Origin of the sequence: Mannheimia sp. ZY171111, assembly GCF_017750945.1 — a bacterium.
Lineage (GTDB): Bacteria > Pseudomonadota > Gammaproteobacteria > Enterobacterales > Pasteurellaceae > Mannheimia > Mannheimia pernigra.
Genome location: NZ_CP046532.1, coordinates 1,945,502 through 1,957,338, shown reverse-complemented (window position 1 = coordinate 1,957,338; position 11,837 = coordinate 1,945,502). Strand labels below are relative to the sequence as shown.

Below are 11,837 nucleotides of genomic sequence, written 5' to 3'. Positions count from 1 at the left end.
TTGTTATGAAATTAGTCTTTATCCGCCACGGTTTTAGTGAATGGAATGCTAAAAATTTATTTACTGGTTGGCGTGATGTGAATTTAACAGAGCGTGGTATTGAAGAAGCGAAATCTGCTGGTCAAAAATTAAAAGAGGCAGGCTTTGAATTTGATATTGCCTTCACTTCCGTTTTAACCCGTGCAATTAAAACTTGTAATATTGTATTAGAAGAATCTAGCCAATTATGGGTTCCACAAATCAAGAATTGGCGTTTAAACGAGCGTCATTACGGTGCATTACAAGGTTTAGACAAAAAAGAAACCGCTGAAAAATATGGCGATGAACAAGTTCATATTTGGCGTCGTTCTTACGATATTTCACCACCAGATTTAGACCCACAAGATCCCAACTCTGCTCATAACGACCGCCGTTATGCAAACTTACCGAAAGATTTAATTCCAAACGCAGAAAACTTGAAAATCACGCTTGAGCGTGTATTACCATTCTGGGAAGATCAAATTGCCCCTGCGTTAATTTCAGGTAAAACCGTACTAGTTACCGCACACGGTAACTCACTTCGTGCGTTAGCAAAACACATTGAAGGCATTTCTGATGCGGACATTATGGATTTAGAAATCCCAACTGGTCAGCCATTAGTGTATGAGTTAGATGATAACTTAAAAGTAATCAGCAAACGTTACTTATAATAGTAAAGTTTTTATAAAAATAAACCGCTTGTATTGCTACAAGCGGTTTATTTTTACCTATTTTTTGCAAATTAGAAATCTAACAGTTCTTTTTCTTTTGCCGCTAGCACTTCATCTACTTTTTTTATGTAAGTATCGGTAATTTTTTGGATATCTTCTTCAGCTTTATGTTGTTCATTTTCGCTGATTTCTTTATCTTTTAGTAACGCTTTGATTTGGTCATTAGCATCGCGGCGTACGTTGCGGATTGCCACTTTACCTTGTTCACCTTCAGATTTTACGATTTTAATTAAATCTCGACGGCGTTCCTCTGTTAATGGTGGAAGTGGAACACGTATTGTAGTGCCCGCAGATGATGGATTTAAACCTAAATCTGAGGTCAAAATGGCTTTTTCGACCGCAGAAATTAGCGATTTATCAAATACGTTTACCGCTAATGTACGAGCATCTTCTGCTACTACGTTAGCAACTTGGCGTAAAGGCGTGGCGGAGCCGTAATATTCGACTTGAATACCGTCTAATAAAGAAGGTTGTGCACGACCTGTACGAATTTTTGCAATATGACCTTTTAAAGCATCTAAGCTTTTTTCCATACGATCTTGTGTATCTTTTTTGATTTCATTAATCATTGATTTTTTATCCTTTTACTTAAAACAGAGAGTTTAAAACCGAGAAATAAATTATTCAGAAATAGTAGTGCCTTCTTCTGTACCAAATACAACATTACGCAATGCACCTGGCTTACCCATATTGAATACACGAATTGGCATTCCATGATCGCGTGCAAGAGTAAATGCCGCTAAATCCATTACTTGTAACTCTTCATCAATTACTTGTGCATACGTTAATTGGCTGTAAAGTTTTGCATCCGCATATTTTGCAGGATCTTTATCATAAACACCATCCACTTTTGTGGCTTTTAATACCACATCAGCTTCAATTTCAATACCGCGTAAGCAAGCTGCAGAATCGGTAGTAAAAAATGGGCTACCTGTACCAGCAGAGAAGATCACCACACGTTTTTCACGCAACATTTTAATTGCTTCAGACCAGTTGTATGTGTCACAAATACCATTTAATTGGAATGCAGACATTAATTTTGCATTCACTTCAGCACGGTGCAGTGCATCACGCATTGCCAAACCATTCATTACCGTTGCTAACATTCCCATATGATCACCAACTACGCGGTTCATACCTGCTTTTGCTAACTTCGCTCCACGAAATAAATTACCGCCACCAAGTACAACACCAACTTCCACGCCTTCTGCAAGTAGTTCTTTAATTTCTAACGCCATACGATCTAAAATAGATGGGTCAATACCAAAGCTTTCATTGCCTTGTAAGGCCTCACCGCTTAATTTGAGTAGAATTCGTTGGTAAATAGGTTTGCTCATTTTATTTGCCTCTTAACTGTATCGGGTAAACACAAAATTACGCTATTATAGAACAATCCAACCCAACGATAAACCGAAAAATTTTAACAAAAATGAGAAAAAACAAATTTCAGCATCATTATTCGCTTTACTAGCAACGCTGTCTGCTACTCATTAATTATACTTTCAGTTTGGATAAGCCAATTTGTTGTATAGCGGTCATTTTTTTCGAAAAAATTGCTATTCACTTATAACTTTTTTTTCGAAAAAATTGCTATTCACTTATAACTTTCCTATACGATTATCTAATAGTAAATTCCAGACAGAAAAAAAGCAGGCGATAAGCCTGCTTTATATCATCATTCAACTAAAATTAAGCATTGCCACCTGTGATTTTAGCGACTTCTGCTGCGAAATCCTCTTCCACTTTCTCAATACCTTCACCCACTTCTAAACGGATAAAGTTAGAAACAGAAGCACCTACTGATTTTAAGAATTGACCTACAGAAGCTGATGGGTCCATTACAAACGGCTGACCAGTTAATGAAACTTCTCCAGTGAATTTAGCCATACGACCTTCAACCATTTTCTCTGCAATTTCTTTTGGTTTGCCAGAATTCATTGCGATCTCGATTTGGATTTCACGCTCTTTAGCAACTACATCAGCAGAAACATCTTCTGGGTTTACAAATTCAGGTTTGCTTGCAGCAACGTGCATAGCTACTTTTTTAAGTTCATCTTCAGAACCTGTACCTGCTACTAATACACCAATTTTCGCACCGTGTAAGTACTGAGCAATTACTTCACCTTCTAAGTATTGGACACGGCGAATATTCATATTTTCGCCAATTTTTGCAACTAATGCAGCACGCTTCTCTTCAAATTGTGCTTGCAATGCTTCGATAGTTGTATCTTTATTCGCTGCCGCAAAATCTGCAACTTCATTTGCTAGCTCTAAGAAACCTGCATCTTTTGCAACGAAGTCAGTTTCACAGTTCATTTCAACTAATACACCAAAGCCTGATGCAACACGCGCAAGGATTACACCTTCAGCCGCTACTCGACCTGCTTTTTTAGCCGCTTTTGCTTGACCAGATTTACGCATATTGTCGATCGCTAATTCAATATCACCGTTCGCTTCTACTAATGCTTTTTTACATTCCATCATACCTGCACCAGTACGTTCACGAAGTTCTTTAACTAATGATGCTGTAATTTCAGCCATTTTACTATTCCTCTAAGATGATTTTTAATACGATAAAAGCAGAGCCTTTCACCCCTGCTCTCAAATGATAATCAAATGATAATCAAATGATAATCAAATGATTAAGGGCTACGCCTTATCGTTTGCCTAATACGATTATTCTGCTGCTTCTTCAGCTGCAACTTCTTTCGCTTCAACGCCACGGCCTTCTTTAATAGCAGCAACGGCTGAATCTAAGTAAAGTTGAATTGCACGTGTTGCGTCATCGTTACCTGGAATGATGTAATTAACGCCATCTGGAGTTGAGTTAGTATCAACAATCGCAAATACTGGAATACCTAAGTTATTTGCTTCTTTGATTGCGATATGTTCGTGGTCTGCACCGATAACAAAGATTGCATCTGGTAAACCGTTCATATCTTTAATGCCGCCTAAGCTTAACTCTAATTTCTCTAACTCACGCGTACGCATTAACGCTTCTTTTTTAGTGATTTTGTCAAAAGTACCGTCTTGAGTTTGAGTTTCTAAATCTTTTAAACGCTTGATTGATTGACGAACTGTTTTCCAGTTAGTCAACATACCACCTAACCAACGGTGATTAACGTAGAATTGTTGGCTATCTACAGCAGCTAGCTTAACTGCTTCTGACGCTGCACGTTTTGTACCTACGAATAAAACTTTACCGTTGTTAGAGGCAATACGAGTTAATTCCGCTAATGCTTCGTTAAATAAAGGTAATGTTTTTTCTAAGTTAATCACGTGAACACCATTACGAGCACCGAAAATGAATGGTTTCATTTTTGGGTTCCAATAACGAGTTTGGTGACCATAGTGAACGCCTGCGTTAAGCATATCGCGCATAGAAACTTGTGCCATAAGAATTTTCCTTCAAAGTTGTTTGTCTTACCACTTATGTAAGGCAAGACGGGGTTTAGCCTCCACATATCCTAGAAAATCGATCTTTTTATAAAGACACCCCAATTCCTAGCTTGCAATATGTGTGTGTTTTAGTGTTAAAAAATAAATGTTTATGTTTTCTATCTTAACGAAGACAAAAAACGGCGTGTATTATGCCAAAAAACAAACAGTTTGCCAAATATTTTCTCCATTTTGCGAGCTTATCATTTTAAGAAATGCTAAAAGCCATCATTTAAAAATCAATAACAAAAACCGTTCTCATTATTGACTAAAAAAATGGGGAGGTTTAGAATGTCTTTCATTCTGTTATGAAAACCTGTCTGAAGGAGACAATCATGAAAAAAACACTTTCTGCACTTGCTATTGCTGCAGCCACTTTTACATCAACTTCAACGCTTGCTGCAAATGAAGTGAATGTTTATTCTTACCGCCAGCCTTACTTAATTGAGCCAATGCTAAAAAACTTTGAAAAAGATACTGGCATTAAAGTAAACATCATCTTCGCTGATAAAGGGTTGGTTGATCGTGTAAAACAAGAAGGTGAATTAAGTCCTGCTGATGTGCTTTTAACAGTAGATATTTCACGCGTAATGGAAATTGTTAACGCTGATCTTGCACAAAAAATTGACTCTAAAGTGTTAGAAAAAAATATTCCTGCACAATTCCGTGACTCTAACGACCAATGGTTTGGTTTAACCACACGTGCTCGTGTTATCTACACGTCAAAAGATCGTGTAGGTAAATTACCAGCAGGCTTTGACTACCTAGATTTAGCTAAACCAGAGTATAAAGGTAAAGTCTGCGTGCGTTCAGGCAAAAACTCTTACAATGTCTCACTATTCGCGGCGATGATCGAACATTACGGCATTGAAAAAACCAAAGCATTCTTAGAAGGCTTAAAAGCGAACTTAGCACAAAAACCACAAGGTGGTGACCGTGATCAAGTAAAAGCAATTAAAGAAGGCATCTGTGATTACTCTATCGGTAACAGCTACTACTACGGCAAAATGTTAGATGATGAGAAACAAAAATCGTGGGCTGAAGCAGCGATTATTAATTTCCCGAGTGGTGAACACGGCACGCACAAAAACATCAGCGGCGTAGTTATTGCAAAACACTCACCAAATAAAGCAAACGCGGTGAAATTAATTGAATACCTAAGTGGCGAAAAAGCACAAGGTTTATATGCTGAACTTAACCACGAATATCCAGTAAAAGAAGGCATCGAGCCATCAGCAATCGTAAAAGGTTGGGGTACGTTCAAATCAGATACCATCAAACTTGAAGATATCGCAAAAAATTACGAAGCCGCATTAAAATTAGTTGATGAAGTGAAATTTGACGATTTCTCTGAGAAAAAATAATCAACCAATAAGCGGTCATTTTTCCACAAAAATTTGCAAAATTTTGTTAAAATACAACCGCTTGCAAAAGGACGCATTTTGCGTCCTTTTATTTTTTATGGAATAACAGGCTTAAAGAAAAATGCGATCACAATTTTGCTGGAAAAGTATTGCTGCCCTAACAACTTTTATCGTTTTGCTTCCTCTTATTGCAATTTGCTATCACGCATTGCAAGGGGATAATGAAAACCTTGCTCACCTTTGGCAAACAATGTTGCCAATCTATCTTAAAAACTCAACTTTATTAGTATTAGGAACCGTTTTCCTTGCACTGATTTTTGCTCTACCTACCGCTTGGATTGTGGCAAATTACCGTTTTTGGGGGCAAAGAACCTTACAATGGTTACTTTGTTTGCCCCTCGCTATGCCTGCTTATTTAATTGCCTATTTATATACCGATTTATTAGATTACTCAGGTGCTTTTCAAGGCTGGCTGCGTAGTATTTTTGGCTGGACTCATCCACAAGATTACTGGTTTCCTCAAATTCGTACATTGTATGGTGCTTGCTTTGTGCTTGCGTTAGGACTGTATCCATACATTTTTTTATTAGTGCGAGTGGCATTATTAGAACAGTCTGAAAACTTAACACAGAGTGCAAAAATGCTTGGTGCATCTCCTGCTCAACTTTTTCGCCGTATTACATTACCATTAATTCGACCTTCTATCGCAGTTGGTATCGCATTAGTCGCAATGGAAACGCTTGGCGATTTCGGTACTGTGGCCTATTTTGCCGTGCCAACACTGACTACGGCAATTTATGATTCGTGGCTAGGCTATCACGATCTTGGTACTGCCAGCCAGATTGCGATCTTTATGTTGCTAATGATTTTCCTGTTTTTAAGTTTAGAACAATATAGTCGCCGTAAACAAAAAAGCTATCAACGTGGCTATGAAAAGAAATCAGCCTTTAAATTTTTAACTGGTTGGAAATTAGCATTAGCCCTTGCTTGGTGCTGGGGTTTATTGGCGTTAGCCTTTTTCATTCCGTTTGGCAGGTTGCTCTATTGGGCATACGACTATTTCGAGCAAGCGTGGAATTTAGACTTTGTCCAATTTTCGCTTAATAGTTTGAAAGTATCGATCATCGCCTCCGTGATAACGGTACTGATTGCTCTACTTCTGCATTTTTCTAAACGTTTGAATACCCGCAAAATTTTAGTCAAAAATGACCGCTTGTCATTACAACTTGCCTCACTGGGCTATGCGGTTCCTGGCACAGTATTAGCGATCGGTTTACTTTCGCCTTTAACATTTGCCGATCATCAACTCCATGCTTGGCTAAAAAGCCTTGAATTATCACCCGTTGGATTGATTTTTTCAGGCTCACTCTTTGCATTAGTATTAGCTTATACCATCCGATTTTTAGCAATGGCAATCGGAAGTCTTGAAACTTCGCTCAATAAAATTTCACCTTCATTGGATATGGCAAGCCAAACGCTTGGTAAAAATGGCTCAGCAATGTTAGTAAAAATTCATATCCCTTTAATTTATAAAGGTATTTTAACTGCAGGATTAATGGTCTTTATTGAGAGTATGAAAGAGCTAAATGCTTCTCTGCTACTTCGCCCATTTAATTTTGATACACTCGCAACCTATGTGTTTACCTTTACATCAGACGAGCAGCTTGAGCGTGCAGCATTACCTGCCATTGTACTGGTGTTAGTCGGTTTACTGCCTGTTATTTGGCTTACCCGATCCCTTATTTCGCAGTCTGAAAAGGAAAGATAAAGGAATTTTATGTCTGTTTTAACTATCTATAATCTGAATCTTAATTTTGGCAGCACAACGGTTTTACAACATCTCCATCTGGCGGTAAACCAAAATGAAATTATCTGCCTGCTTGGTGCAAGCGGCTGCGGTAAAACAACCTTACTGAAAGCGATCGCAGGCTTGTTACCAATTGAACAAGGCGATATTCATTTAGCTGGGCAATGCTTAAAAAGCAAAGCGGTAGAAGAACGTAAAATCGGGCTGATTTTCCAAGATTATGCTCTTTTTCCACACCTAACCGTGGCAGAAAATATCCAATTTGGTTTATCTAAATTGCCAAAAGTACAACAAAAAGCAATTACCGAAAAAATGCTTTCAGTTGTGCATTTACAAGGCTTTGAAAGCCGTTTTCCACACGAACTTTCGGGCGGGCAACAACAGCGTGTCGCTATTGCCCGAGCATTAGCCTGCCAGCCAGAATTGCTACTGTTAGATGAGCCGTTTTCCAATATTGACAGCCAAACTCGCTATGCAATGATTCAAGAGATCAAGCAAATCTTAAAAAGCCAAAATGTGCCCGCTATTTTTGTAACCCATAGCAAAGAAGAAGCCTTTGCATTTGCCGATAAAATTGCGGTGATGGATCAAGGGAAAATTATTCAATTTGGTAAGCCAAACGAGCTATACCATTCTCCAGTTAATCCATTTGTAGCGGATTTTTTAGGTGGTACAAACTATCTTAACTGTAATGTAACGGAAGATAAAGTGCTATGTAGCCCGATTGGTGAGTTCCGACTCTTCCCTGAAATGGACGTTCAGAAAGGGCGTTACCGCTGGCTTCTTCGCCCAGAACAGATTATCTTAAAACCCAATGAGCTAGGCTTAGGTAAAGTGGTAGGCAAACTGTTTTTAGGCTTATACTACCGCTATCAAGTTGAAATTAAAGGCATTGAGATTGTAACTTACCAATCCCAAGAGCTGAAAATTGGCGAACAAGTGGAAGTTGGCTTCCAAGTGAGAGAATTTATCCTATTTTAAACAGAGAGAGAATATGAAAATTGAAGTTTGGTCAGACTTTGCCTGCCCGTTTTGTTACATCGGCAAACGCCATTTAGAGCAAGCCTTAGCTCAATTTGAGGGTGAGGTTGAAGTGATTTTCCGAGCCTTTGAGCTTGACCCACACGCAAATGGTGAACCAGAAGGTGATATTCAGCAACGCTTAATGCAGAAATATCAAAAAACGGCTGAACAGGCTGATGAAATGATTAACTATGTGGAGGAAGCTGGAAAACAAGCCGGGCTAGATTTACGCTACCGCACCACACAATACACTCGCACCTTTGAGGCTCATCGCTTGGCAAAATTTGCGGAAAGTAAAGACTTAGGCGAAGCAATGGTTGAACGTTTATTCAAAGCCTATTTTACCGATAACACTATTCTAGCTAAACGCACAGAGCTTATCAGTTTAGCCTTAGACATTGGCTTAGAGCGTGATGAAGTCGCTCAACTGCTCACAGGTGATGATTTCGGGCACGAAGTCCGTGAAGATGAGCGAGTCGCTCACAAATATGGCATTCACAGCGTACCGTTTTTTGTGATCAATGAAAAACTCGGTGTGTCAGGAGCTCAACCGCCAAAGGTGTTGCTAGATGCTATCAAACAAGCATTGCAAAAATAATCTAAAAAAAGACCGCTTGTATTCATTACAAGCGGTCTAATTCTTCTTAACATTTGCAATTTATTTTTTTGTGATCGCCCCTAAAATGCCACGCATAATTTGCTTGGTTACTTGGTTGCGTAAATTTCTACCAACTGAATGTGCCACTTGGCTCACCACTTGTTCAGTAATAGATTGATCTTTTTTCTTCTTCGAGCCAAAAATCGAAGAAAGAATACCGCCAAAGAAATCATTATTTGCCTCTTTCGCAGCGACTTGCTCAGCTTTAATCGCTTCTGCTTTCGCATTGAGTAATTCAAAGGCAGATTGATTATTCACATATTGGCTGTAGTGATGATATAACTCATCTTGTTTCACTATAGCATCACGCTCGCCCGTCGCTAATGGTGCTAATTGGCTTTTTGGCGGATAGATATAGGCAATTTCCACCGGAGTTGGCATCCCTTTTTCATCTAGCACCGAAACCAAAGCCTGCCCCACACCTAGCTGGGTGATGGCCTCCACCACATCCACATCTTTATTGGCTCGGAAGGTTTCCGCTGCTGATTTTACCGCTTTTTGATCACGTGGCGTGAAAGCACGCAAAGCGTGTTGGATACGATTGCCAAGCTGCCCTAATACTGAATCAGGTATGTCCAGCGGATTTTGCGTAACAAAATAAACACCCACCCCTTTTGAGCGAATTAAACGAACCACCTGTTCAATTTTATCCACCAATGCCTTAGGGGCATCGTCAAACAATAAATGAGCTTCATCAAAGAATAAAACAAACGTCGGTTTTTCAGGGTCGCCAACTTCTGGCAAATTCTCAAAGAGCTCTGCCATAAACCAAAGCAGGAATGCACTGTACACTCTTGGTGAGTTAATTAATTTTTCTGCATTCAACATATTGATTACACCACGCCCATTACGGGTTTGGATCCAATCGTGCAAATCTAATGCGGGCTCACCAAATAAATTATCTGCCCCTTCATTTTCAAGCCTTAATAACGCACGCTGAATAGCTCCGACGCTTGCTGCAGAAATATGCCCATATTCCAGTTGGAATTCTTTCGCATTATCTGCGACAAATTTAAGCAACGCACGCAAATCTTTTAAATCAATTAGCAATAAACCTCTGTCATCTGCCACACGAAAAACGAGATTTAACAAGCCTTCTTGGGTATCGTTTAAATTGAGTAAACGAGAAAGTAACATCGGTCCCATTTCGGAAATAGTGGTTCGAAGTGGGATACCCGATGTACCAAATACGTCCCAAAACGAAACTGGATAGCCCTTTAAGTAATCTTCTCCCCCTAAATTAAACTGTAAAATGCGTTCTGCAATTTTTCCTGAAAAATTACCCGCTTGTACCAAGCCCGAAAGATCACCTTTTACATCTACTAAAAATACTGGCACGCCATCATCACTCAAAGATTCTGCCAATTTGCGTAAAGTAACCGTTTTACCTGTACCCGTAGCCCCAGCAATTAAACCGTGCCGATTTGCCATTTTGGCATTAAGCGAAATAACTTTGCCTGTTTCTGTTTGAGCAATTTGATACAAACTCATCTTTCATTCTCTTAAAGGTAAATTAATTTTTTGTTCTCATCATATAAAAATTTATCACTTAATTACGGCTATTCTTTTTCGTTTTTGCCAAGAACGTTTTTTTACTTCTTGAGCGGTTCACTTTCGGTAAAGTCAGTAAGGATTCCTTGTCGTATTGACTCACTGGAATCTGATGCCCAATATACTCTTCAATTGCAGGCAAATTAACCGCATAACGCTCGCAAGCAAAACTAATTGAATGGCCGCTCTCCCCTGCCCGACCCGTTCTACCAATACGATGAACATAATCCTCTTTATCATCGGGCAAATCATAATTAAACACATGCGTAACATCTGGAATATGTAATCCACGTGCTGCCACATCAGTCACGACTAAAATATCTAAATTACCTTTGGTAAAATTATCTAACAGAGATAGGCGTTTTTTCTGTGGAATATCACCTGTTAGCATTCCAATCCGATGACCATCGGCTGCTAAATATTGCCAAATTTCCTCACATTTATGCTTAGTATTGGCAAAAATCATACAGCGGTCTGGCCATTCTTCCTCCAATAACGTCAATAAAAGTGCCATTTTGTCTTCATTAGACGGATAAAATAACTCTTCTTTTATACGATGCCCTGTACGTTGTAGCGGTTCAATCTCAATATATTCAGCATTATCCATATCTTCATAAGCAAGCTCACGTACTTTAGCGGATAAAGTTGCTGAAAAGAGCAACGTTAAACGCTCAGTAGGCACGGGAGCTTTTCTCATTAAATAACGAATATCTTTAATAAAACCGAGATCAAACATACGATCAGCTTCATCTAGCACAATCACTTGGATTTTATCTAAATGAATAATCCCTTGCTTAACATAATCGATCACACGCCCTGTGGTTCCAACTAAAATATCTACCCCTTTTTCTATGGCTTGTATTTGCTTGTCGTAACCATCTCCACCATAAGCAAGGGCAAGTTTAAGATCGCAATGTGGTAAAAAAAGCTGTGCATCTGCCCCGATTTGTACCGCCAGCTCACGAGTTGGTGCAAGAATTAATGCTCTTGGCTGATTTTTTGCTGTCTCAATTTCGTTATTTAATAAATGGTTGAACGTGGCAATTAAAAAAGCAAGCGTTTTACCTGTGCCTGTTTGAGCCTGTCCTGCAATATCATTTCCGTTAAGCGTAATCGGGAAAGTTTTTGCTTGGATAGGTGTACAGTACTCGAAGCCTTTACTATTCAACGCATTGAGTACATTTGTGTGAATGGGGAAGTCAATAAAACGGTGTTCGGTAAGATGATTTGACATAATATTTCCTTGA

At 39.0% G+C, this 11,837-nt stretch carries 11 protein-coding genes; 5 read left to right on the top strand and 6 right to left on the bottom strand.

The window, feature by feature from the left end:
* Nucleotides 1-5: 5 nt before the first annotated feature.
* A complete protein-coding gene (locus tag GM698_RS09335; protein ID WP_159630283.1) occupies nt 6-689 on the top strand; it encodes a 2,3-diphosphoglycerate-dependent phosphoglycerate mutase in 684 nt (227 codons plus the stop codon).
* A gap of 71 nt (nt 690-760) precedes the next feature.
* Here the strand turns inward: GM698_RS09335 and frr are convergent, their stop codons facing one another.
* The 4 genes from frr to rpsB form a co-directional block, all read right to left on the bottom strand.
* Nucleotides 761-1,318, bottom strand: coding sequence for a ribosome recycling factor (frr, locus tag GM698_RS09330; protein ID WP_159630285.1), 558 nt, complete (start codon nt 1,316-1,318; stop codon nt 761-763).
* Nucleotides 1,319-1,369: 51 nt separating this feature from the next.
* Nucleotides 1,370-2,086 carry a UMP kinase gene (gene pyrH, locus GM698_RS09325; protein WP_159630287.1) on the bottom strand — a complete coding sequence of 239 codons (717 nt, stop codon included), beginning with the start codon at nt 2,084-2,086 and terminating at the stop codon, nt 1,370-1,372.
* A 352-nt stretch (nt 2,087-2,438) separates the two neighbouring features.
* Nucleotides 2,439-3,290 (bottom strand): translation elongation factor Ts, encoded by an 852-nt coding sequence (gene tsf, locus GM698_RS09320; protein ID WP_176808648.1) that lies wholly within the window; start codon nt 3,288-3,290, stop codon nt 2,439-2,441.
* Between the two features lie 135 nt (nt 3,291-3,425).
* Nucleotides 3,426-4,145, bottom strand: a complete 720-nt coding sequence (gene rpsB / locus GM698_RS09315) for a 30S ribosomal protein S2 (protein ID WP_176808649.1) — start codon at nt 4,143-4,145, stop codon at nt 3,426-3,428.
* Nucleotides 4,146-4,522: 377 nt separating this feature from the next.
* On the opposite strand from rpsB, the gene GM698_RS09310 reads away from it, so the two are divergent.
* From GM698_RS09310 to GM698_RS09295, 4 genes are all read left to right on the top strand, one after another.
* Complete coding sequence (locus GM698_RS09310; RefSeq protein WP_209289327.1) at nt 4,523-5,551, top strand: Fe(3+) ABC transporter substrate-binding protein; 1,029 nt, start codon at nt 4,523-4,525, stop codon at nt 5,549-5,551.
* A 121-nt stretch (nt 5,552-5,672) separates the two neighbouring features.
* Nucleotides 5,673-7,319, top strand: a complete 1,647-nt coding sequence (locus tag GM698_RS09305) for an iron ABC transporter permease (RefSeq protein WP_176808651.1) — start codon at nt 5,673-5,675, stop codon at nt 7,317-7,319.
* 9 nt (nt 7,320-7,328) lie between these two features.
* Nucleotides 7,329-8,339: an ABC transporter ATP-binding protein gene (locus GM698_RS09300; RefSeq protein ID WP_176808652.1), complete on the top strand. Its 1,011-nt coding sequence runs from the start codon at nt 7,329-7,331 to the stop codon at nt 8,337-8,339.
* Between the two features lie 13 nt (nt 8,340-8,352).
* Nucleotides 8,353-8,979, top strand: a complete 627-nt coding sequence (locus tag GM698_RS09295; RefSeq protein ID WP_209289326.1) for a DsbA family protein — start codon at nt 8,353-8,355, stop codon at nt 8,977-8,979.
* A gap of 60 nt (nt 8,980-9,039) precedes the next feature.
* Here GM698_RS09295 and GM698_RS09290 read toward each other — a convergent pair whose 3' ends face one another.
* Entirely contained in the window at nt 9,040-10,530 is a 1,491-nt protein-coding gene (locus GM698_RS09290; protein WP_209289325.1) for a helicase HerA-like C-terminal domain-containing protein, read from the bottom strand.
* Between the two features lie 58 nt (nt 10,531-10,588).
* Nucleotides 10,589-11,824, bottom strand: coding sequence for an ATP-dependent RNA helicase RhlB (gene rhlB / locus GM698_RS09285; protein ID WP_209289324.1), 1,236 nt, complete (start codon nt 11,822-11,824; stop codon nt 10,589-10,591).
* Nucleotides 11,825-11,837: the final 13 nt, after the last annotated feature.

Coding starts and splice junctions, on each gene's coding strand:
- GM698_RS09310 (WP_209289327.1), top strand. CDS start 4,523: ATGAAAAAAACACTTTCTGCACTTGCTATTGCTGCAGCCACTTTTACA.
- pyrH (WP_159630287.1), bottom strand. CDS start 2,086: ATGAGCAAACCTATTTACCAACGAATTCTACTCAAATTAAGCGGTGAG.
- GM698_RS09295 (WP_209289326.1), top strand. CDS start 8,353: ATGAAAATTGAAGTTTGGTCAGACTTTGCCTGCCCGTTTTGTTACATC.
- frr (WP_159630285.1), bottom strand. CDS start 1,318: ATGATTAATGAAATCAAAAAAGATACACAAGATCGTATGGAAAAAAGC.
- GM698_RS09305 (WP_176808651.1), top strand. CDS start 5,673: ATGCGATCACAATTTTGCTGGAAAAGTATTGCTGCCCTAACAACTTTT.
- GM698_RS09300 (WP_176808652.1), top strand. CDS start 7,329: ATGTCTGTTTTAACTATCTATAATCTGAATCTTAATTTTGGCAGCACA.
- rpsB (WP_176808649.1), bottom strand. CDS start 4,145: ATGGCACAAGTTTCTATGCGCGATATGCTTAACGCAGGCGTTCACTAT.
- GM698_RS09335 (WP_159630283.1), top strand. CDS start 6: ATGAAATTAGTCTTTATCCGCCACGGTTTTAGTGAATGGAATGCTAAA.
- rhlB (WP_209289324.1), bottom strand. CDS start 11,824: ATGTCAAATCATCTTACCGAACACCGTTTTATTGACTTCCCCATTCAC.
- GM698_RS09290 (WP_209289325.1), bottom strand. CDS start 10,530: ATGAGTTTGTATCAAATTGCTCAAACAGAAACAGGCAAAGTTATTTCG.
- tsf (WP_176808648.1), bottom strand. CDS start 3,290: ATGGCTGAAATTACAGCATCATTAGTTAAAGAACTTCGTGAACGTACT.